Raw genomic sequence first — 21,299 nt, 5'->3', positions numbered from 1 at the left:
TATGTATAGACACACATTTATGAATAAATACACATTTATGAGTAAATACACATTTATGAGTAAATACACATTTATGAGTAAATACACTAAGGGAGTGAAAATATGAAATTAAGAAAAATTATGGAGAATATTAATTTGGATTTAATTAATGGAAATATTGATATAGATATAAAAGAAATTCAATATGATTCAAGAAAAATTAAAAGTGGAGATTTATTTTTCTGTATAGATGGGTATAAGGTTGATGGTCATGAATATATACAAAATGCAATTAACAATGGAGCGGCTGCTATTGTATGTCAGAAGAATATAGAAGCACAATTAAATTGTACTGTGATTAAAGTAGAAGATAGCAGAAAGGCATTAGCTCTAAGTGCAGCTAATTACTATAATAACCCTAGTAGTAAGATGAAAATCATAGGAATCACAGGTACTAATGGAAAAACAACTTCAGCCTTTATGATTAAAGCTATTTTAGAGGAGCAAGGGCATAAAGTTGGACTTATTGGAACTATAGCAAATTATATTGGTGAGGACAAAATTCATTCGGAGAGAACTACTCCAGAATCTCTAGAGCTACATGAGCTTTTCAATGAAATGGTGGAGTCACGTGTGGATTATTGTGTTATGGAGGTGTCTTCTCATTCACTGTATTTAGATAGGGTATATGGAATAGAGTTTTGTGAAAGCATTTTCACAAATTTAACACAAGATCATTTAGATTTTCATAAAACTTTAGAAAATTATTTTAATGCAAAACTAATATTATTTAAGCATAGTAAAAACTCTGTAATTAATATTGATGATACTTATGGAGGCAGTGCCTATAATTTAATTACAAGTAGTAAATCGAGCTATGGATTAAATTCCAATGTAGATATTAGGGCTACTAATATAGAAATGAACTCGAGGGGAAGTAAATTCACGGTGCTGTATAAAGACAACTCTTTTGAGATTGAATTGAATATACCAGGAAATTATAATATATATAATGCTCTTGGCTGCATTGGAGTTTGTTTAAATCAGGGAATAGAAATATCTGCAATTAAACAAGGGCTAAAAAAAGTACAAGTGCTTGGACGTTGTGAACTTGTTGCAAATAACTACAACTTGGGATTTGAAATAATTTTAGATTATGCACATACACCTGATGCACTAGAAAACATACTAAAAACTGTGAGAGAATTTACAAAAGGCAAACTTATATGTGTTTTTGGTTGCGGCGGAGATAGAGATAAAACCAAAAGAGCTATCATGGGCGAAATTGGTAGCAAACTTAGTGATATTTCAATAATAACTTCTGACAATCCAAGAACTGAGGACCCGCTAGAAATAATTAATGATGTAGTAAAAGGCATTGGAAAACAGAAATTTGAAATTATAGCGGATAGAACAGCAGCTATAAAAAGAGCAATTGAAATTGCGATGAAAGATGATGTAATTGTTATTGCAGGAAAAGGGCATGAGGACTATCAGGTTTTGAAGGATAAAACAATACATTTTGATGAGCGGGAAATTGTTTTAGATATAATAAAGGGGAGTTTGTAGATGGAGTATATTACACTAGACGAGATAATTGAGGCAACGCTTGGAGAAGTAGTAGTTAAAGGAGAAAGCGCCTTTTATAACAATGTTTGCATGGATACAAGAGACATAAAAGACAAGGATATTTTTATAGCCTTAAAGGGTGAAAATTTTAATGCTAATGATTTTATTGTAGATGCTAGTAAAAAAGGAGCTTCAATTTGCATAATTGATGAAATAAAATTTGAAGAAAAGTTGCTAGATGTGAAAACTACTGTAATTAAAGTAGGAGATACTAAAAAAGCATTAAGGGATTTAGCAAAATTTTATTTAAATAAGCTAGATATACAAGTAGTAGGGATTACAGGGTCTACAGGCAAAACTTCCACAAAGGATTTGGTTGCAGCGGTGCTATCTGCAAAATTCAAAGTTTTTAAAACACTGGGTAATTTTAACAACGAAATAGGGTTACCTATGATGATATTTATGTTAGATAAAAGTTATGATATTGCAGTTCTCGAAATGGGAATGAGTGATTTTGGAGAGATTCATAACCTATGTGAGACTTCAAAACCTAATATTGGCATAATTACTAACATCGGAATGTCTCACCTTGAAAATCTTAAAACAAGAGAAAATATTTTAAAGGCTAAAATGGAGATAACAGATTTTTTTACAGAGGATAGTATTTTAATTGTAAATTCAGACAATGATTTATTAGAAAATATAATCACATCAAACTATAAAACTATAAAAACAGGAATTGATTCTCAGGCTGATTATAAAGCCTGTGATTTAAATATTTTTGAGCACAAAATAACATTCAGATTAATTGAGACTGGAATTTTAACTGATAATACAATTGAGGTTAATATACCTGGAAGACATAACGTACTAAATTCCCTACTAGCAGTAGCTTGCGGAAGGGTATTGGGTATGAGCTATGATGAAATTGCTAGTGGCTTTAAAAATTTAGAAGCCACCTCTATGCGTTTAGATATAACAAAGGGTGAAAAATTCACTGTCATTAACGACTGTTATAATGCTAGCCCAGATTCAATGCTAGCTGCAATGGATGTACTTTGTGATGTTAGTGGAAAATCTAAAATTGCAATACTCGGTACTATGAGAGAATTAGGAAATAACGCCTTCGAAGGACATAGGCAAGTTGGGGAATATGCAAAAAGTAAAGATATTGATTTATTAATTACCCTAGGGGAATTTAATGAGGCATATAAACAAGGATTTAGTGATATAGATAAATATAGGTGTTTTGAAACTTATAATGAAGTAATTTCTTTCCTAAGTGAAATTATTGCCCCAAATGATGTTGTTTTAGTTAAAGCTTCGAGATATATGAAGTTTGAGAGCATAGTTAATGAACTAGAGCATTTGAATGCTCTAGAGAATATTAATTCGCGGGCGAATCTAAATTCGCTAGATAATATAAATGCTAAAGAGGTGACTGAAAAATGAGTTTAATTATATATTCAGTTTTAATTGCATTTTTTTTATCAATTCTACAAGGTCCACTTTTAATTCCAATGTTACATAAGCTTAAGTTTGGTCAAAATATAAGGGAAGAAGGACCTAGAAGTCATCTAAAAAAAGCAGGCACACCTACTATGGGAGGCATTATATTCATGACTTCAACAATAATTACAATGCTAATCATTGTTAGGCATTTAAATGATGAGGCTATGATTGCACTATATTGTTTTATTGCTTTTGGATTAATTGGGCTTATTGATGATGTTCTAAAAATAAAACGTAAAAAAAATGAAGGGCTTTCATCCAAACAAAAGATGCTACTTATAGTTGTGGTAGCGGGTTTTATTGGTTATTACGCTTCAATTATAATAGGGACGGAAACAATGATACCATTTTTAAATAAAACCATAAAATTGGGTATTTGGTATGTACCCTGTATTATTATATATTTTGCAGCAACTACAAATTCAGTTAATTTAACAGATGGATTAGATGGCTTAGCTACCAGTGTTACAATAGTAGTTATGACATTCTTTGCACTAGTTAGTAATATGATGTTTCATTCTACTCTTGCAATATTCTGTGCTGCTCTTGCTGGTGCGTTATTAGGATTTTTAAAATTTAATTCTTATAAAGCACAAATTTTTATGGGAGACATGGGGTCACTTGCACTTGGTGGCGCAGTAGCAGCGGTGGGTATGATACTTAAGGTACCACTACTGGTTGTTATTGTAGGTGGAATATATGTTCTGGAGGCAGTTTCAGTTATTATTCAAGTATTAGTATTTAAGTCTACTGGTAAGAGAGTATTTAAGATGTCTCCAATTCACCATCATTTTGAATTAAGTGGATGGCAGGAAACTAAGATTGTGGCAATATTCTCTATTGTAACAGTGGTTTTATGTATAGTTGGATTTCTATCCTTTACCTATTAGGGTTTAACGACATTTCAGAAGGAGAGTCTCCTACTTCTATAAGTGGCCCATACTATAACAAAGAAAAAACTTCAGTGGGAGTCTGGATATCCTTCTGAAGTCGTTAATCCTAGCGACCCAGGAGATGATTTAAGGAGGATATATTATGAAAAAATCCAAGGTTAAAATAGGACAAATAGATTTTGTATTATTTGCAACCATAATGCTTCTTGTGGCCATCGGAGTAGTAATGGTTTATAGTGCCAGCTCCTATACTTCGGCTTTCAAACTAGATGATCCAGAATTCTATTTAAAAAAACAATTAATGTGGGTATGCATTGGATTCATTTTTATGATTGCAGCTATTAAAATTGATTATCACGTAATAAAAAAATATACTGGTATTATTATGATAATTACTGTAGTGTTATTACTTGCTGTACTTGCATGTCCAGCCGTTAACGGTTCTAAGAGATGGATTCCATTAGGATTTGCAGGTTTTCAACCATCGGAAATTGCAAAATATGCTATAGTGTTATATATGGCTAAAAGCTTAGACATAAAGGGAGAAAAAGTTAAAGAATTCTTTAAAGGTGTTCTTCCGTACTTATTAGTTTCAGGATTTTATGCAGGTCTAATTTTACTAGAACCAAACTTAAGTATTGCAACAGTTATAATGATTGTTACTGTAATTATTTTATTTGCGGTAGGAGCAAGATTTTTACACATTTTTGCCATAGGTGGATCGCTAGTTGCTGCAGTTGGTGTTTTAATATTAATTGCGCCATATAGATTGGAAAGACTTATGAATTTTACAAATCCTTTTGCCCATAGTCAAGATGAAGGCTATCAACTAGTTCAATCATTGCTTGCACTTGGGTCTGGCGGAGTCACTGGTGCAGGAATTGGGCAATCGAGACAAAAATGTCTTTACATACCAGAACCGTGGACGGATTTTATTTTTTCAATAATTGGTGAAGAATTAGGATTAATCGGATGCGGCTTTATAATTTTATTATTTGTAATATTTGTATGGCGTGGTATTAAAATAGCAGTTACAGCTAAAGATATGTATGGTACTATTTTAGGCATTGGTATTACATCTGTTATAGCTATTCAAGCAATTATTAATATAGCAGTAGTTACCGGTTCAATGCCAGTTACAGGTGTGCCATTGCCTTTTATAAGCTATGGTGGCTCAGCTTTGGTTTTTAATATGTTTGCCATGGGAGTAATTTTAAACGTGTCAAGACAAAATGCAAATAAAAATTAAAAGGGAAGGCTTGCATTTGTGCATGCCTTTTTATATGCTTTCTCACACAAAATATTAATTTTTTTAAAATACTAAAAAATACATTGGAATTGAGATGAAAATAATTAGATTAAGTGGTATTATATATAGATAAGTGAGTTATAAAAGTAAGTTAGATAAATTAAGATAAAGTGTGAACTACAATCTAGAAGTTTATATTTTAAAAGTCAAAAATGTAAAAAATATGTATTATTGAATGCGGGGAAGTGAATGAACAAGAAAAGCGATAATTTTAAAAATGGTAATTATATTATAGAAAATAAAGAAAAATTATTATATAAAAGAAAGCACAAAAAAAGAGTAAAACGCTTAACGCTTCTATCCATGATTATGGTATCCACATTGATTACACTATGTTTTAAATTACCCTATTTTAATATTAAAACTATTGAAATTCTAGGGAATTCCAATGCTTCAAAAGCTGAAATTAATGATGCGGCTAAAATTACACTTGGAAGTAATATTTTTAATGTAAGTTTTAACGATAGTAAAAAAAGAATTATCCAAAATCCATATATCCTAGGTGTGAAATTTAAAAAGGTTTTGCCAAATAAAATTGTAATAGAAATAGAAGAAAGAGTAGCTGTATTTTATGGAAAAGTGAACAACATATATTATATTCTAGATAACAAAGGCATTTTGCTAGAAAAAAGATCTGATATTAAAAATAAAAGCTTAGTGAATTTAATTGGATTTAAATACGAACAATCTAAAGTTGGAGGTTTAGTTTACTCAGAAGATAATAGAAAAATTATTATTGCAAATGAAATAACAAATATTATTACTGAGTATAGAAAAACCAATAGTGCTATTGTGATAACTATGGTAGATGTAAGTGATGTTTTAGATGTGAAGGTTTTCTCTGGAGAAATGTGTATTAAATTTGGAACATCTGACGACTTAAAAAATAAATTTAATAAGGCGATAAACATTATTTCACAACTTGAATATAAGGGTGCTAAAGGTTATGTGGATGTTAGTTCTAAATCCAATCCAGTTGTATTTATACAACAATAGTAAAAACAAAAACAAGTACCCCCCCCAGAGAGTAGCAAGGAGGAAGTCTATGAAGAAGTTTAGATCCCAAATTTCCATTGGCATAATATGTGTATTATTAGGATTTATGATAACTTACCAATTTAAAATGATAAGCAAACAGAATTTAACAGCGGATACTAATAAGAATACACCAGAAATTATAACTGAAAATGAACAATTAAAAACTAGCAAAGAAGAAATGCAGAAAAAGATTGATGAATTAGATGCTAAAACAAAGGAATATGAGAACTCTGCTAAGGGAAGAGATGAACAAAGTGGATTATTATACAAAGAATTGGAAGAGACGAGAATTCTTACTGGGGGTACTGAAGTAGAAGGTCAAGGTATAATAATTTACATTACCCCTAAAAGTGATGTTTTTGGTAGTGACTCTGAATCTCAGCGTATAAATGATACAGATTTGGTGCATATAGTAAATGAATTAAATGCGGCAGATGCTGAAGCAATTTCAATTAATGATATTAGATTTACTTCTCGTAGTGGTATAAGAAATGCAGGAAATGCAATTATTATGAATGATGAAAGGATTTCTTATAATAAAAGAATTACAATTAAAGCAATTGGGAAAAAAGACTTACTAGAAAGTGCTATTAGTTTTCCAGGAGCGATTCCACAAGACCTTAGTAAGACCTGCGATATAACTATGGAAAAATCAGATAAAATTAAGGTTCTTAAATATAATAAAGCATATAAATTTGAGTTTGCTAAACCAATAGAAAAGAAATAGAGGTGATGAAATGGTTGCATTTGTAGGGCTATTAATAGGTATTATACTAGGAATTGTATGGAATGTTGATATTCCAGTTAAATTTTCTCCATATATTTCTGTAGCAATTTTTGCGTGTTTAGATTCTGTTTTTGGAGCGCTGAGAGGGTCAATTTCCCGTAATTTCAGAGCGGATATTTTTGTATCAGGATTTTTCGGAAATTCAGCACTAGCCGTAGCCATGGTTTATCTAGGTGATAAATTAGGCATTCCAATTTATTTGGCTGCTGTTATTGTATTTGGAGGAAGAATATTTGATAACTTTGCAATTATTAGACGACTTTTAATAGATAAAACCAAATCTCACTCCTGAGGTGATTAAATGAAAAATAATGAAGCTACTATATTTGTTTTTATTGCATCAATAATAATAGGACTCCTTATAGCTATGAATATTGGATTTAAAGGAAAAAGTAATTTTTTGGATGTGAAACAGTATGATGTAGCCTATAATGAGAGAAGTAAATTATATTCTGAACTAAACAATTTAAAAGAGCAATACTACAATGCCACCTCAAAGCTCCAAAAGTATGATAGTGGTGATGTGAAAAAATATAAAGTTTTAGAAGAAATTCAAAAGGAAGTTAACGAAAATAATATTATATTAGGAAAGAGTGATGTTCAAGGTCAAGGGGTTAAAATTACATTAGACGATGGTATCAGCAATATTGATGAGTATCTTAGTAGTAGACAGTTAATTCATGACGCTGATATTGTAGAAGTGATAAATGATCTAAGAAATGCAGGAGCAGAAGCAATTTCTGTTAATGGTCAAAGAATTATCTATGATAATTATGGATTATGTGCTGGTTCTAACATTGATTTAAATGGCATTAAGATAGTAGTTCCATTCTACATTGATGCCATAGGTAATGAAGATGTATTGTATAATTATTTAACACTAGAAGCTACACATATAAAAGAATTAAAGCTCAGACAAGTTAAGATTGACATTGTTAAGGTAGATGATATAAAAATATTAGCATATACCGGTGATTATATAGTAAAGTATATGAGTATCGCGAATAAAAAAAATTAATATAATTAAAAATCAAATAATAATATGCAAAAATTGAAGGGATTTTTCGCTTCAATGAAGAATTAAAGAAATAAAGAATTAAAGAATTAAAATAAAAATGGGAAATAACAATTAATAATTGTGTTGACCAGGAGAACAGCAAGGAGGCAGGTCCGTTTGGAAATTAGTGAAGCTTATAACCAAATAAAAAATGAAATCTCAGAAGATGTAACACTAATATGCGTTTCTAAGACTAGACAAATCCATGAAATAAAAGAAGCATATGCAGCTGGAGCTAGAGATTTTGGAGAGAATAAAGTACAAGAATTAATGGAGAAACATGATAGCCTAGAAGAGGACATTAAATGGCATTTTATAGGACACCTGCAGAGGAATAAGGTAAAACATATTGTTGGGAAAGTTTATCTTATTCACTCTTTAGATAGCATAAGACTACTTCAAGAAATTGAAAAACAATATGGGGCGCAAGATAAAATTGCTAGCGTTTTAATTCAAGTTAATATTGGGAAAGAAAATGCTAAAACCGGTATAGCTGCTCATGATATAGATTCTCTAATACAAGCATGCGAGGAATGTAACAACATAAAAGTTAAAGGCCTAATGGCTACAATTCCAATTGGTAATGCAGAAGAGTGTAGAATTTACTTTAATCAGATGAAAAGTATGTTTGATAATCTAAAAACTTTTAAATATAAAAATGTTACCATGGAATTTTTATCTTTAGGTATGAGTGGAGATTTTGAAATTGCACTAAAAGCAGGATCTAATATGATAAGACTTGGTGAGAAAATATTTGGGGAAAGAGATTACAATAAACTGGAGGGATAACAATGAGTAAAGTAATAAACAAGGTTATGGGTTTTTTAGGTATGGCAGAGGATGCATCTGATGAAATTGAAGAAATGGAAACTGAAGATGATAACATGGAGATTGAATCACTGATGACTGCAAATAAAAAACAAAGTAAAGTAGTGAATATTCATACCACAGCATCTACAAAAGTGGTTATTATTAAACCAGAAGATTTTGATGAAGCAACTACAATTAGTGATAACTTGAAGTCAAGAAAAATTGTAGTAGTTAACACTACGGGACTAGAACCTAAAACTGGCCAAAGATTATTAGATTTTATTGGAGGCTCTTGTTATTCTTTAGGTGGAGACCTTCAACAAGTTGAAAAAGGTGTATACATATTATCTCCTTCGAATATAGAAGTTAATAATGAGTTAAAAAGTGAATTAAGTTCAAAAGGAATTTTTAATTGGAATAAATAATCAGAGAAAAACAGGAGGTTATCAAATTTGTTTTATAGATTTTTTGATTTAATTTTTAGTGCATTACAATATGCAATATTTATCGAAGTGATTTTATCTTGGGTTTATAGGGGAACAAATCAATATGTAGAATTATTGCATAAAATAACGGGGCCTATTTTACTACCCGGTAGAAAAATTCAAGAAAAATATTTTGGAAATATGATGGTAGATTTTTCACCAATAATAGCACTTGTTATAATAATGATTGTAAGATCATTAGTGCTTGGCTTATTGAGATATTAGATTAAGGAATGAGTTAAATGGATAAGAACTATTTTTTAAATAGTATAAATCACGAGGATAAAAATTTGATTTCCAATATATTTAATAAAATGCAAATAGCTGAGAAAACTAATAAAATCATATTTACTAATGAGTTTTTATCTCCAATTATATGGAATCAAATTTCGGTCCTATGTGAAAATTATAAAATAAAATCATATACAAATGGGATATTTAAAGATTCCGACAGGAGAATGTTATCATTTTCATCCTATGAGGGACCTTTAATATATCCCATAAACTTATTGAAAATAAGTAATAACTCTAAATTTAGTACCCTTCATCATAAGGATTATTTAGGTGCTATAATGTCACTAGGAATTAAAAGAGAAAAATTAGGTGACTTAATAATTAGAGATGCGGTTTGCTATGTACCAGTATGTGGTGACATTAGCAGTTATATAATTAATAATTTGAATGATATAGGCAATTCTCATTGCAGCGTTAGTGAATACTCTTATACATCGCAGGAGCTTCCAGAACGTAAATTCGAGGAGAAAATTGTTATATCTACCTCACTTCGCCTAGATGGAATGGTTTCAGCCATATGCAATGTTTCAAGAAATAATTCAGTGGGACTTATATCGACGGGTAAAATATTAGTGAATTATTTTCAGTGTTTAAAAAAAGATAAGATTGTAAAGTGCAATGATACCTTAACCATTAGAGGGTATGGTAAGTTTGTGGTTAAAGAGATTATAGGAAGTACTCAAAAGGACCGTTTAAAAGTTGAAATAAAGCAATTCATATAGTTAAGGGGGGAACGAGAATGAGAATGACATCCATGGATATTAATAATAAAGAGTTTAAAAAGGGTTTAAGAGGATACAATGCTGATGAAGTTGATGAGTTTTTAGATAAGGTAGCTGAAGAATATGAAATTATGTACAAAGAAAATTCAACCTTAAGAGAAAAGAACAGCTTTTTAGAAGAAAAATTAGATCATCATGTTAAAATAGAATCTACAATTCAAAACACCTTAGTGCTCGCTCAAAATGCTGCAGAACAAGCAAAATTTTCTGCTCAGAAGGAGTCAGAATTAATTATCAGAAGTGCAAATGATTCTTCTCAAAGAATGGTAGATAAAGCACATGATGATGTACTTAAGATAAATGGTGAATATGATAGTGTTAAGCAAGAATTTGCAATGTTTAGAACGAAATTTAGAAATTTTATGAATTGTCAAGTTGAGATGTTTGATGGCCTAGAAAGTGACTATTTTAAGAGTTACAATGTGGGTAATGAAATTGGGGATAAAAAAATAGACACAAAAAATATTGTAGAATCAGAAGTTTTTAATTTAACATTAAAAAATATTGATGAAAAAGATTTTCATAACCATGATATAGAAGAAATAAAAAGTTTTTTTGCAAAAGAGTAAAAACATAGAAATCTCACTCAATGGGTGAGATTTTTTATGTAGCAAATGTGATATAATATATTAGGAACTTTGGAAATAATAAATGTTTTCTACAGCATAGTGACGCAAGGAGGAGTAAAAAATGAATATAGGTATTATTGGAGCAATGAGTGAGGAAGTTGGATTTTTACTTAAAGATATGGAATTTGAAAGAAGTGAGGTTAAGGCTAATATGGAATTTAGTCTTGGAATTATACATAATAAAAACGTAGTCATAGTTACTAGTGGTATTGGGAAAGTTAATGCTGCAGTTTGTGCTCAAATATTAATAGATGATTTTAACGTAGATTATGTTATAAATGTGGGGATTGCAGGCGGAACTAAAGAAAATATTTATCCTGGAGATATTGTAGTAGCGGATAATTTAGTACAACATGATATGGATACTTCTGTATTTGGAGATAAGATAGGACAAATTCCGAGACTCGATACTTTTGATTTCAAATGTGATAAAAAACTAATAGAGCATGCAATAGAGGCTTGCAAGAGCATACAAGGGCATAATTATTTTACGGGAAGAATTGTGTCAGGGGATCAATTTATTGCCAGCATTGATAAAATAAAATGGCTTAATTCTGAGTTTGAATGCTTAGCTTGTGAAATGGAAGGAGCAAGTATAGCACAAGTGTGCTATTTAAACAAAATCCCATTTATTGTTATTAGATCCATTTCAGACAATGCAAATAATGGAGCTCATATGGATTATGAAAAATTCAAGGATATTGCTGTAGAGCATTCCACAAAAATTTTGAACAATATGTTAAAATTAATTTAGGAGTCTTGTATATGGAAAAGTTATTAGTTCATAAAAATAATGGTTTAGATTTGAAAGTAAAGGTTAAAAATATAATTATTGGTGGAGAAGAAAAAGTAATAATATCAGGGCCTTGCTCAGTTGAAGATTACGATAATATGCATGCAATAGCAAGTGGTTTAAAAAAAACCGGTGTACATATATTGAGGGGGGGAGCCTTTAAACCAAGAACTTCTCCCTATGATTTTCAAGGATTTAAGGAGGAAGGTCTGAAAACACTTAAAATTGTTGGTGATGAATTTAATATGCCGATAGTAACAGAGGTTATGGATTCTAAGGATATAGATTTAGTACTGAAATATGCTGATATGTTACAAATAGGGTCTAGAAATATGTACAACTACAGTTTGCTGAAGGAAGTTGGAAAATTAAAGACACCTATTTTATTAAAAAGAGGCATGAGTGCAACACTATCAGAGTGGCTTTATGCGGCAGAGTACATTATGTCAAATGGTAATGAAAATGTTGTGCTCTGTGAGCGAGGTATTAGAACCTTTGAAACTTACACAAGAAATACATTAGATTTAAGTAGTGTTGCTGCAATTAAACAAAAATATCGTATCCCTATAATTGTTGATCCAAGCCATGGAACAGGTAGAAGAGAATTAGTAGAACAGATGTCACTAGCCTCAATAGCTGCAGGTGCAGATGGATTAATGATTGAAAGCCACATTACTCCAAACAATGCTATATCTGACGCAAGGCAAACAGTGTCAATTGACACCATAGATCAAATTGTTAAAAATGTAAAAAAATTCGAGGTAGCGTTTAGGGATTAAGATGTGTAATTATTAAAATAATTTTAAATAAGTGTAATAAAATTCACTCCATGAGAAAACATAAGCCTATGGGAGTTTTATCAGTTTGATATTACTACTATATTAATAACTAGAGGAGCTGTTATCATGGAAGAGGAAAAAATACAATACTTTAAACAAAGATTAATAAATGAACAATCACGCGTTCAAAGGCTTATTAATCAACTTAGGCAAAATGGTGTTATAAATTCTAACAGTGAAATGGCATCTGAAATATCATTTTATGACAATCATCCCTCAGATACTGCTACTGAACTTTTTGATATTGAAAAAGGATTGGCACTTAAAGCAAATGAGATATCAATTATTAAAAAGATTCAATCTGCATTAGACAGCATTGAAAATCACACCTACGGGAAATGCAAGAGTTGCGGGCGTGATATAATTGAGGAAAGATTAGAATTTATACCTTACGCAGAAAACTGTGTGGGATGTGAAAAATCCATAGGTGATAAAAAACCAGAGCAGCAAAATGATAGATGCGTGGAGGAAGATGTGCTGGGTACACTTTTTAGATACAGTACTAGTGGTGAAGTAGGTATAGATGCTGAAGATATTTATCAAACAGTTGAACGTTTTAATAGATTGGAAGACATAATTGAGTATTATGATGATGATGACGACGGTTATGTTGAACCTATAGAAAAAATAAGTAATCAGCAATATAAAAATCAGTTGCCAGATTAAAAAATAAGTTGAAACAATATTTTAAATTAGGCAGAATAAAAAAAAGTATATATTGCATTGAATGAGTTTAGAGCTATTAGTATGAAAAACATATCCCTGCAATATATGCTTATCTGTTCATAATAAATAGGGGGAAGGGTATGGAACTATTAATTGTTTTTTTTGGATTGCTATTGGACAGATTAGCTAAAATTTGGGCGCTGGGTTCACTTAAAGATAATAATGGAATTATAATAATTAAAGATTTTTTTGGATTAGAATATTTAGAAAATAGAGGAGCAGCTTTTGGTATTATGCAAAACAAAACCATATTGCTAGCCATAGTCACTCTACTAGTTATATCAGGAATGATATATTATCTTGTTAAATATAAGCCAAAATCAAAATTCCTAAGAATAAGCCTTGCACTAATTATAGGTGGAGCGCTAGGAAATTTATATGATAGACTATTTTATAAATATGTAGTAGATTTCATTTTACTTCATTATAAAGATATATATTATTTCCCAACATTTAATGTAGCGGATATGTTAGTAGTTGTGGGTACTTTGGTTTTGGCAATTTCTATAGTAAAGGATGAAGTATAAATGGAAAATTTTGAGTATAAAGTTGAGGAAGATTCAGTTGGTACAAGATTAGATGTATTTATTTCTAATGAATTTGAAAATAAATCTAGGTCATACATTCAAGGAATAATTGAAGGTGGAGCGGCATTTGTTAATGGTAAGATTAGAAAAAGTAATTATAAATTAAAAGTAGATGAAATAATTACATTAACAATTCCAGAGCCCTTAGAGTTAGACGTTGAGGAAGAAAATATACCTTTGGACGTTATATATGAGGATAGCGATGTAATTGTAATTAATAAACCTCAGGATATGGTGGTTCACCCAGCACCAGGAAATTATACTGGAACCTTAGTTAATGCGCTTCTATATCATTGCAAGGATCTATCAGGCATCAATGGTATTCTAAGGCCAGGAATAGTTCATAGAATCGATAAGGATACATCTGGAGCCCTTGTAGTAGCTAAAAATGATAATGCACATAACTCTTTAGCAGAGCAGCTTAAAGATCATTCCATGACAAGAAGTTATTTAGCTCTTGTAGAAGGTATAATTAAGCAAGATGAAGGCTCAGTAGATGAGCCTATTGGAAGGCATCCTAAGGATAGGATAAAAATGGCTGTAGTAGAAAGTGGTAAGAAGGCTATCACCCACTATAAAGTAATAGAAAGGTTCGACAACAATACCTTATTGGAATGTAATCTAGAAACAGGTCGAACTCATCAAATAAGAGTACATATGGCAAAGATAGGACATCCTTTAGTTGGGGATTTGGTATATGGTTTTAAAAAGCAGAGGTTTAATTTAAAAGGTCAGGTTCTTCATGCAAAAATGCTTGGTTTTATACATCCAAGTACTAACGAATACATGGAATTTACATCACCTCTTCCAGATTATTTCGAAAAAATTATAATCAAGTTAAGAAATGAGTTGAAATAGAGCATAATATGTGATATTATGTTTTTAATTAAATATTTGTGCCTTTAAATGTTCCAGAGAGATCATAAGGATGAAGCAAGCAATACTATTAAAGTATAGTATGCCTTTACCTTTATGATAAAGGCTTTTTTTATATTGTAAAAGTAAATAAAACAAAGATAGTGTTAACACTATAATATTTTAATAGGGGGTGAAGTTATGGAATTTAAATCAGTGCTATTAGATGAAAAGGCAATAGAAAGATCATTGACAAGAGTAGCTCATGAAATTATTGAAAAAAACAAGGGAATAGAGGATATTATCCTTATAGGAATAAAAAGAAGAGGGGTACCAATTGCAAAAAGAATTGCTCTCTTAATAGAACAGATTGAAGGAACTAAAGTTCCTGTAGGCAGTGTTGATATTACTTTATATAGAGATGATCTTACCTCAATAAACGAGCAGCCAGTTTTAAACAATGCAAATTTAGGTATAGATGTGAGAGGTAAAAAAATAATTTTAGTAGATGACGTATTGTATACCGGAAGAACTGCGAGAGCCGCAATTGATGCCATAATAGCTAATGGTAGGCCTCAAATGATACAATTAGCTGTTTTAGTAGATAGAGGGCACAGAGAATTACCTATTAGAGCAGATTATGTAGGGAAAAACATACCTACTTCTGGAAAAGAAATGATTTCTGTGGAGCTTTTAGAAATTGACGAAAAAGATTCAGTTAGTATATATGAAATATAGCTTCGAAGAAGATAAACAGTATCGCAGATGATGCATAATTTCGAAGAAGATAAATAATCTTTTAAAATAGTCCAGCGAGACTAAAAGGAGGAACAAATGAATAAAATTGTAGATGTTAATGAAAAATTACCAATCATTAAGACGCTCCCTTTAAGCTTCCAGCACCTATTTGCTATGGTAGGAGCAACTATACTTGTACCAATGCTCACAGGTCTTAGTCCATCAATTGCACTGTTTTGTAGTGGGGTGGGGACGTTATTGTATATTTTATGTACGAAAGCTAGACTTCCTGCTTATGTAGGTTCATCCTTTGCGTTTATAGGACCTATGGGCGTAGCCACAAAGGCATATGGCCAAAGTTCTATGTTATCAGGAATTATAGCTGCAGGGCTTGTATATGTAATTGTAGCACTAATTATTAAACTCGCGGGAACCAAATGGTTAGATAGAATGTTGTCTCCAGTGGTGGTAGGTTCTGTTGTAATTGTAATAGGACTAAGTCTCGCTGGCGTTGCAATAAATTGGGCAGGGCTAAATTCAGGTTTTACAACACCGGCACTTCAAGGTGTATCTAGAGGCACATGGATATTTGTATCAATGGCAACCCTGGGAATAGCAATAATTGGCACTATGTATTTCAAAGGATTTTTCGGGGTAGTACCGATTTTGATTGCCATGGTAATTGGATATGCACTTTCTATATTTCTTGGAGTAATTCCAAAGGAAGTTCTACAAGAAATAGGCAAAGCTAAATTTTTTACAATGCCAAGCTTTGTTTTGCCAACCTTTAACATAAATGCTATTATGCTTATGGCTCCAGTAGCTTTCGTAACACTTGCTGAACATATTGGTCATGTATATGTTACAAGTAATGTTGTAGGCCGTGACTTCACAAAAGATCCTGGGCTACATAGGTCAATTATGGGAGACGGGATTGCCACGATGTTTGCAGGTTTTGTAGGAGGGCCACCTAATACCACTTATGGTGAGAATATAGGAGTTATGGCAATCACAAAGGTGTACAGTGTTTGGGTAATTGGAGGAGCTGCAATAATTGCAATTGTATTATCCTTTATTGGACCAGTTTCTGCAGTAATAGGAAATATTCCGCTTCCTGTAATCGGGGGGGTTAGTGTTATGTTATTTGGAATAATCGCTTCCTCTGGCTTCAGAATTTTTGTGGAAGATAAAGTTGATTTTAGTAAAAAGAGAAATCTTATAATTGCTTCTGTAATAATAGTTTTAGGTATTGGTGGAGGCGGTATAAAGTTTCCGTTTTTAGGAGCGCAAGTTGAGATTGCAGGAGTAGCTCTTGCAACACTGGTGGGTATAATATTGAACTTAGCACTACCTGAAAAGAGTAAGTCAGGAGATAATTAATAGGATTTTTAGATATAATATATACACAAAAGTGCCAGCAGAAGTTCTGGCACTTTTATTTTTAATGCTTTCTAATTTAAAAATTCTAGACAATAATAACAAATAGAGATATTATAATATGAGTGATACCTAAGAAAAAGAAGAAATAGGAGAGATAATTTATGATGTATACTTTAATTGCCACGACTACTTTTGGGATAGAAGCAGTTACAGCAAAAGAACTAAAAGCACTAGGATACGAAGATTTAAAGGTGGAAAACGGAAGAGTAACCTTTGAAGGGGATGAAATGGATATTGCTATATGCAATACATGGCTAAGAACCGCAGAAAGGCTGTTTATAAAGATGGCTGAATTTAAAGCCTTGTCTTTTGAAGAATTATTTCAAGGAACGCTGGCAGTAGATTGGGGTAATTTAATACCAGAAGACGGTAATATGCATATCGTAGGTAAATCTGTAAAATCACAGCTTCACAGTGTTCCAGATTGCCAAAGCATAGTAAAAAAAGCAGTAGTAGAGTCTATGAAGAAAAAATATAATAGCGAGTGGTTTTCAGAACAAGGCCCAGAGTATAAGATAGAAGTTGCAATTTTAAGAGATATAGTGACACTATCCATAGATACTTCTGGTGTGGGATTACATAAAAGAGGGTATAGAGAATACGCTGGCGAGGCACCACTAAAAGAAACATTAGCTGCAGCCCTTGTGCTAATAAGTAAATGGGATAGCTCAAGAGTTTTAGCTGACCCGCTTTGTGGTTCTGGGACCATAGCCATAGAAGCGGCTCTTATAGCGAAAAACATTGCTCCGGGGATAAACAGAAAATTTGCAAGCGAAACTTGGCCATCAATGGAGGCAGATATTTGGGAGCAAGTAAGAGAAGGTGCAAGAAAAACTGTAAATAACAATGAAATTGAAATCCTAGCCTCAGATATTGATGGAGAGCTACTTCGAACAGCCATAGCTAATGCAGAAAAAGCAGGAGTCAAGGAGTTTATAAAATTTCAAAAAATACCAATGCAAAGTTTTACCTCAAGACAGAAATATGGAGTTATTATAACTAATCCACCTTATGGAGAAAGATTAGGAGAATTAGCAGAAGTTAAAAAACTTCATATTGACCTCGGAGAGATGTATGAGAGGCTAAATGAATGGTCTTGCTTTGTCATAACCGCCAATGGTGATTTTCAGAAGGACTTTGGAAAGAAAGCAGATAAAAATAGAAAATTATATAATGGAAGATTACTATGTTATTATTACCAATATATAAAAGAAATACCTAGACAAAAAAAACAAGAATAAAAAAGATATGCTGCATAAACATTATGCAGCATATCTTTTTTATTCAATCCTTTTTAAGTGGCTTTCGCTAGGAGTTATATACATAGTTTTATTTGTAGAGTAAATAACCATTCCGGGTTTTGCACCTGAGGGCTTCTTTACATTTTTCACCTGTGTATAATCAACAGGTACACTAGAAGAATCCTTAGATTTACTATAAAATGCGGATAAATTTCCAGCTTCGAGTAGTGTGCTTTCAGGTATATCACCAAAATTTTTAATAATAACGTGGGAACCTGGGATATCCTTTGTGTGAAGCCACATATCATTTTTATTGGCAAGCTTTAATGTTAAAAAATCATTTTGAATATTATTTCTACCAACATATATGTCAATGCCATCACTTGAAACAAAATGCATAGGTTTTGTTGGCTTTGCCTTTTTATTTTTACCACTACTGTGCTTTTTAAATGAAATATAGTCAGTTTCTATTAATTCATTTTTAATATCTTCAATTCCATTATAGTTTTCTACATTTATTATGTTAGTAAGTACAGAATGAAGATATTTCAATTCATTTTCAGTAAGCTCCATTTGTATTGTGGCCATTTCCTCTGCTATCTTAAATTTATTATATTTTTTGTAATAATATTGAACATTTTGGGAGGGAGTCTTATTTTCGTCGAGTTTGATTTTAATGTACTCCCCATCTTCACTATAGTAATTAACAACACTTGCAAACTTGTCACCCTTTTTAAGGGAGTATATATTTGCAGTTAAAAGTTCACCATTTAACTTATAAGCGCCTTTAGTGTCACATTCTTTTAAGGTTTCCTTGAGTATTTTTACCTTCTTATCACAACGATTAATATTATTATGAACTATTTTTTGAAGACCTGCACTTTTAGAATTTAATCTATCATGGTTATCCTTTTGAAAATAAAAATTCTCTATTAATTTAGAGGGTGAATCATATTGGTCATATTCACAATCTTTTAAAGAGGTAAGCTTAACACAATGAAAATCTTCTAATTTACCATTCATAGTATAGGAAGCTAAAAAAGTATTTTGATGTAGGGATTTAAACATATTTACTGTAAAATCATAAATCTGTTTAGCGTGTGCTAAATCAAAATTACTATTCTCCAAAGAATACCTATAGAGGAGTTCAGTGGAAAGTTTAGAACTTATTCCTGTGAAAGTACCTGTAAAAAACTTTTCAGAGTACTGTATTTCTTTAGTGGATATATACTCATAGAATCCCTCATAACTAAAATTAAAAGGATCTAGTTTTGTAGAGATGGGAGGGTATACATATTCTACACCAGTAAATAAAACACGAAAACTGTTTATGTCTGCCGTTACATGCTTAATACTATCCATAACTAAATTGTCACGGGTTCTAACTAAACTGATATTACTATGCCTACCCATTATTTCAATTATAAGTGAGTATACACTATCAAAGCCTAATTCATCGCTACTTTTAAAGTCAATAACTAGCAATCTATCTGAACTTAGTTGTCTTACATCTAAAACTGTGGCAGTATTTAAATATTTTCTTAAAACCATACAAAATATAGGTGCTTGCGCTGGGTTATCTTTATTAAAGTCTGTAAAATGGATTCTAGGATAGTTGGAGCTTGAACTTATTAATAATTTATATATTTTTCTATTCTTTTTAAAACTTAATATGATTTCATCTTTTTCTGGTTGGGTTATTTTATCAACTCTACAATCTATAATAATATCTTTTATTTCCTCAATGAGGCTAGATAAGTAAATTCCATCTAATGCCATACATATCACCCTTTCACAATTGTTAAAACTTTATAAATTTACACACTTATACTTTGTAAATAATACTTTATATAATATAATACTAATAAGTTAAGTTACATTTATATTATACCATTAAAGAAAATTATTGAAAAGTCATACAAGTTGGATTATAAGGAGGAGGAGTTATTTGGAAATTATAAATTTCACAAAAATGCAGGGAACGGGAAATGATTTTATTGTTATTGAAGATTTTCAGGGCAAATATGCTAATTTAGAGGGACTCGCTATAAAACTTTGTGATAGGCATTTTGGAATAGGTGCAGATGGAATTTTAATAGTTACTAAAAGTAATATAGCAGATATTCAGATGATAATTATTAATGCTGATGGTTCTTATGCATCTATGTGCGGAAATGGAATAAGGTGCTTTGCTAAATATATTTTTGAAAAAAAATATGTGCAAAAAGAAAATATAAAAATAGAAACTGGTGATGGTGTAAAGCTGGCAAATATAAGCATTAAAAATGGATTCGCTGAAAGTGTAACTATAAATATGGGGAAATACAATTTTAATCCCAGTAGTATTCCTGCTTTAGTAACTGAAGAAATAATTAATAAAAAGATAGAGGCTAACAATAAAGAGTATTGCATTACTTCAATGTTTATGGGAGTGCCACATACTATTGTTTTTGGTAGACAGGAAGATTATCAGGTTGAGGAAGGAAGATTTATTGAGCGGCACAGTTCATTTCCTGAAAAAACAAATGTAAATTTTTGTGAAATAGTAGGAAGAGATAGGATAAGGGTTAAAACTTGGGAGAGAGGTGCAGGACCAACTTTAGCCTGTGGTACTGGTAGTTGTGCCGCTGTAGTAGCAGCAAACAGACTAGGATATGTTGATGAAAAGGTAGAAGTTCAGGTTCCCGGTGGAATACTTTCTATAGAGATGGTTAATGACGAGGTTCTAATGACAGGACCTGCAGAAATAACTTTTGAAGGACATTTTTTTCTAAATTAAGTTTTAAGCAACTGTCTATTTATTAATAGTACAGTTGCTTTTTATTTTGTCGAAAATTCTTTCTACATTTTCTTTGCTTTGTCGAAAATTTCTTCCATAAAAGGTGAATAAAATTCTAAAAGTGGACAAAAATTACAAAAGGATATCCTATGAAAAT

At 31.4% G+C, this 21,299-nt stretch carries 23 protein-coding genes; 22 read left to right on the top strand and 1 reads right to left on the bottom strand.

Annotated features, from left to right (window positions below; translation table 11 throughout):
• The first annotated feature begins 102 nt into the window (after positions 1-102).
• The 21 genes from G9F72_RS17075 to G9F72_RS16975 all read left to right on the top strand — a co-directional run bounded on the left by G9F72_RS17075 (position 103) and on the right by G9F72_RS16975 (position 18,363).
• Positions 103-1,548, top strand: a complete 1,446-nt coding sequence (locus tag G9F72_RS17075; RefSeq protein WP_164955835.1) for a UDP-N-acetylmuramoyl-L-alanyl-D-glutamate--2,6-diaminopimelate ligase — start codon at positions 103-105, stop codon at positions 1,546-1,548.
• Complete coding sequence (locus tag G9F72_RS17070) at positions 1,549-3,000, top strand: UDP-N-acetylmuramoyl-tripeptide--D-alanyl-D-alanine ligase (protein WP_164955834.1); 1,452 nt, start codon at positions 1,549-1,551, stop codon at positions 2,998-3,000. It abuts the gene before it with no gap.
• Entirely contained in the window at positions 2,997-3,950 is a 954-nt protein-coding gene (gene mraY / locus G9F72_RS17065; protein ID WP_164955833.1) for a phospho-N-acetylmuramoyl-pentapeptide-transferase, read from the top strand. Before G9F72_RS17070 ends, mraY begins: the two co-directional genes overlap by 4 nt.
• Positions 3,951-4,095: 145 nt before the next feature.
• Positions 4,096-5,202, top strand: a complete 1,107-nt coding sequence (gene spoVE / locus G9F72_RS17060; protein WP_164955832.1) for a stage V sporulation protein E — start codon at positions 4,096-4,098, stop codon at positions 5,200-5,202.
• A 249-nt stretch (positions 5,203-5,451) separates the two neighbouring features.
• Complete coding sequence (locus tag G9F72_RS17055; protein WP_164955831.1) at positions 5,452-6,258, top strand: cell division protein FtsQ/DivIB; 807 nt, start codon at positions 5,452-5,454, stop codon at positions 6,256-6,258.
• 49 nt (positions 6,259-6,307) lie between these two features.
• Complete coding sequence (locus G9F72_RS17050; protein ID WP_164955830.1) at positions 6,308-7,027, top strand: DUF881 domain-containing protein; 720 nt, start codon at positions 6,308-6,310, stop codon at positions 7,025-7,027.
• Between the two features lie 10 nt (positions 7,028-7,037).
• Entirely contained in the window at positions 7,038-7,379 is a 342-nt protein-coding gene (locus G9F72_RS17045; RefSeq protein ID WP_164955829.1) for a small basic family protein, read from the top strand.
• Between the two features lie 9 nt (positions 7,380-7,388).
• Positions 7,389-8,105, top strand: a complete 717-nt coding sequence (locus G9F72_RS17040) for a DUF881 domain-containing protein (RefSeq protein WP_164955828.1) — start codon at positions 7,389-7,391, stop codon at positions 8,103-8,105.
• A 156-nt stretch (positions 8,106-8,261) separates the two neighbouring features.
• Positions 8,262-8,933 carry a YggS family pyridoxal phosphate-dependent enzyme gene (locus G9F72_RS17035; protein ID WP_164955827.1) on the top strand — a complete coding sequence of 224 codons (672 nt, stop codon included), beginning with the start codon at positions 8,262-8,264 and terminating at the stop codon, positions 8,931-8,933.
• 2 nt (positions 8,934-8,935) lie between these two features.
• The gene (locus tag G9F72_RS17030; protein WP_164955826.1) at positions 8,936-9,379 is read left to right on the top strand and encodes a cell division protein SepF; all 444 of its coding nucleotides are present in this window, start codon (positions 8,936-8,938) and stop codon (positions 9,377-9,379) included.
• 27 nt (positions 9,380-9,406) lie between these two features.
• The gene (locus tag G9F72_RS17025) at positions 9,407-9,664 is read left to right on the top strand and encodes a YggT family protein (protein ID WP_164955825.1); all 258 of its coding nucleotides are present in this window, start codon (positions 9,407-9,409) and stop codon (positions 9,662-9,664) included.
• A 17-nt stretch (positions 9,665-9,681) separates the two neighbouring features.
• Complete coding sequence (locus tag G9F72_RS17020; protein WP_164955824.1) at positions 9,682-10,455, top strand: RNA-binding protein; 774 nt, start codon at positions 9,682-9,684, stop codon at positions 10,453-10,455.
• A gap of 17 nt (positions 10,456-10,472) precedes the next feature.
• The gene (locus G9F72_RS17015; RefSeq protein WP_164955823.1) at positions 10,473-11,084 is read left to right on the top strand and encodes a DivIVA domain-containing protein; all 612 of its coding nucleotides are present in this window, start codon (positions 10,473-10,475) and stop codon (positions 11,082-11,084) included.
• Between the two features lie 121 nt (positions 11,085-11,205).
• Positions 11,206-11,898: a 5'-methylthioadenosine/adenosylhomocysteine nucleosidase gene (locus G9F72_RS17010; protein WP_164955822.1), complete on the top strand. Its 693-nt coding sequence runs from the start codon at positions 11,206-11,208 to the stop codon at positions 11,896-11,898.
• A gap of 11 nt (positions 11,899-11,909) precedes the next feature.
• Positions 11,910-12,716 (top strand): 3-deoxy-7-phosphoheptulonate synthase, encoded by an 807-nt coding sequence (aroF, locus tag G9F72_RS17005; RefSeq protein ID WP_164955821.1) that lies wholly within the window; start codon positions 11,910-11,912, stop codon positions 12,714-12,716.
• 126 nt (positions 12,717-12,842) lie between these two features.
• The gene (locus G9F72_RS17000) at positions 12,843-13,442 is read left to right on the top strand and encodes a TraR/DksA C4-type zinc finger protein (RefSeq protein ID WP_164955820.1); all 600 of its coding nucleotides are present in this window, start codon (positions 12,843-12,845) and stop codon (positions 13,440-13,442) included.
• 140 nt (positions 13,443-13,582) lie between these two features.
• Positions 13,583-14,029 (top strand): signal peptidase II, encoded by a 447-nt coding sequence (gene lspA / locus G9F72_RS16995; protein WP_164955819.1) that lies wholly within the window; start codon positions 13,583-13,585, stop codon positions 14,027-14,029.
• A complete protein-coding gene (locus G9F72_RS16990; RefSeq protein ID WP_164955818.1) occupies positions 14,030-14,947 on the top strand; it encodes an RluA family pseudouridine synthase in 918 nt (305 codons plus the stop codon).
• Between the two features lie 198 nt (positions 14,948-15,145).
• On the top strand, positions 15,146-15,682 hold the full coding sequence (pyrR, locus tag G9F72_RS16985) for a bifunctional pyr operon transcriptional regulator/uracil phosphoribosyltransferase PyrR (RefSeq protein WP_164955817.1): 537 nt from the start codon (positions 15,146-15,148) through the stop codon (positions 15,680-15,682).
• Positions 15,683-15,778: 96 nt separating this feature from the next.
• Positions 15,779-17,062, top strand: a complete 1,284-nt coding sequence (gene uraA / locus G9F72_RS16980; protein WP_164955816.1) for a uracil permease — start codon at positions 15,779-15,781, stop codon at positions 17,060-17,062.
• Between the two features lie 161 nt (positions 17,063-17,223).
• Positions 17,224-18,363, top strand: a complete 1,140-nt coding sequence (locus G9F72_RS16975; protein ID WP_164955815.1) for a class I SAM-dependent RNA methyltransferase — start codon at positions 17,224-17,226, stop codon at positions 18,361-18,363.
• A gap of 39 nt (positions 18,364-18,402) precedes the next feature.
• On the opposite strand, the gene G9F72_RS16970 is transcribed toward G9F72_RS16975, so the two are convergent.
• A complete protein-coding gene (locus G9F72_RS16970; RefSeq protein ID WP_164955814.1) occupies positions 18,403-20,142 on the bottom strand; it encodes an NFACT family protein in 1,740 nt (579 codons plus the stop codon).
• A 178-nt stretch (positions 20,143-20,320) separates the two neighbouring features.
• Here G9F72_RS16970 and dapF point away from each other — a divergent pair, with 178 nt between their 5' ends.
• Complete coding sequence (dapF, locus tag G9F72_RS16965; RefSeq protein ID WP_164956074.1) at positions 20,321-21,142, top strand: diaminopimelate epimerase; 822 nt, start codon at positions 20,321-20,323, stop codon at positions 21,140-21,142.
• The last annotated feature ends 157 nt before the right edge of the window (positions 21,143-21,299 follow it).

The organism is Clostridium estertheticum, assembly GCF_011065935.2.
Classification (GTDB): Bacteria; Bacillota; Clostridia; order Clostridiales; family Clostridiaceae; genus Clostridium_AD; species Clostridium_AD estertheticum_A.
This window is presented reverse-complemented; position numbering and strand designations above follow the sequence as displayed.

Bases quoted from the DNA above. Each gene is read 5' to 3' on its own strand.
- G9F72_RS17075 (WP_164955835.1), top strand. From the start codon at position 103: ATGAAATTAAGAAAAATTATGGAGAATATTAATTTGGATTTAATTAAT.
- G9F72_RS17070 (WP_164955834.1), top strand. From the start codon at position 1,549: ATGGAGTATATTACACTAGACGAGATAATTGAGGCAACGCTTGGAGAA.
- mraY (WP_164955833.1), top strand. From the start codon at position 2,997: ATGAGTTTAATTATATATTCAGTTTTAATTGCATTTTTTTTATCAATT.
- spoVE (WP_164955832.1), top strand. From the start codon at position 4,096: ATGAAAAAATCCAAGGTTAAAATAGGACAAATAGATTTTGTATTATTT.
- G9F72_RS17055 (WP_164955831.1), top strand. From the start codon at position 5,452: ATGAACAAGAAAAGCGATAATTTTAAAAATGGTAATTATATTATAGAA.
- G9F72_RS17050 (WP_164955830.1), top strand. From the start codon at position 6,308: ATGAAGAAGTTTAGATCCCAAATTTCCATTGGCATAATATGTGTATTA.
- G9F72_RS17045 (WP_164955829.1), top strand. From the start codon at position 7,038: ATGGTTGCATTTGTAGGGCTATTAATAGGTATTATACTAGGAATTGTA.
- G9F72_RS17040 (WP_164955828.1), top strand. From the start codon at position 7,389: ATGAAAAATAATGAAGCTACTATATTTGTTTTTATTGCATCAATAATA.
- G9F72_RS17030 (WP_164955826.1), top strand. From the start codon at position 8,936: ATGAGTAAAGTAATAAACAAGGTTATGGGTTTTTTAGGTATGGCAGAG.
- G9F72_RS17020 (WP_164955824.1), top strand. From the start codon at position 9,682: ATGGATAAGAACTATTTTTTAAATAGTATAAATCACGAGGATAAAAAT.
- G9F72_RS17015 (WP_164955823.1), top strand. From the start codon at position 10,473: ATGAGAATGACATCCATGGATATTAATAATAAAGAGTTTAAAAAGGGT.
- G9F72_RS17010 (WP_164955822.1), top strand. From the start codon at position 11,206: ATGAATATAGGTATTATTGGAGCAATGAGTGAGGAAGTTGGATTTTTA.
- aroF (WP_164955821.1), top strand. From the start codon at position 11,910: ATGGAAAAGTTATTAGTTCATAAAAATAATGGTTTAGATTTGAAAGTA.
- G9F72_RS17000 (WP_164955820.1), top strand. From the start codon at position 12,843: ATGGAAGAGGAAAAAATACAATACTTTAAACAAAGATTAATAAATGAA.
- lspA (WP_164955819.1), top strand. From the start codon at position 13,583: ATGGAACTATTAATTGTTTTTTTTGGATTGCTATTGGACAGATTAGCT.
- G9F72_RS16990 (WP_164955818.1), top strand. From the start codon at position 14,030: ATGGAAAATTTTGAGTATAAAGTTGAGGAAGATTCAGTTGGTACAAGA.
- pyrR (WP_164955817.1), top strand. From the start codon at position 15,146: ATGGAATTTAAATCAGTGCTATTAGATGAAAAGGCAATAGAAAGATCA.
- uraA (WP_164955816.1), top strand. From the start codon at position 15,779: ATGAATAAAATTGTAGATGTTAATGAAAAATTACCAATCATTAAGACG.
- G9F72_RS16975 (WP_164955815.1), top strand. From the start codon at position 17,224: ATGATGTATACTTTAATTGCCACGACTACTTTTGGGATAGAAGCAGTT.
- G9F72_RS16970 (WP_164955814.1), bottom strand. From the start codon at position 20,142: ATGGCATTAGATGGAATTTACTTATCTAGCCTCATTGAGGAAATAAAA.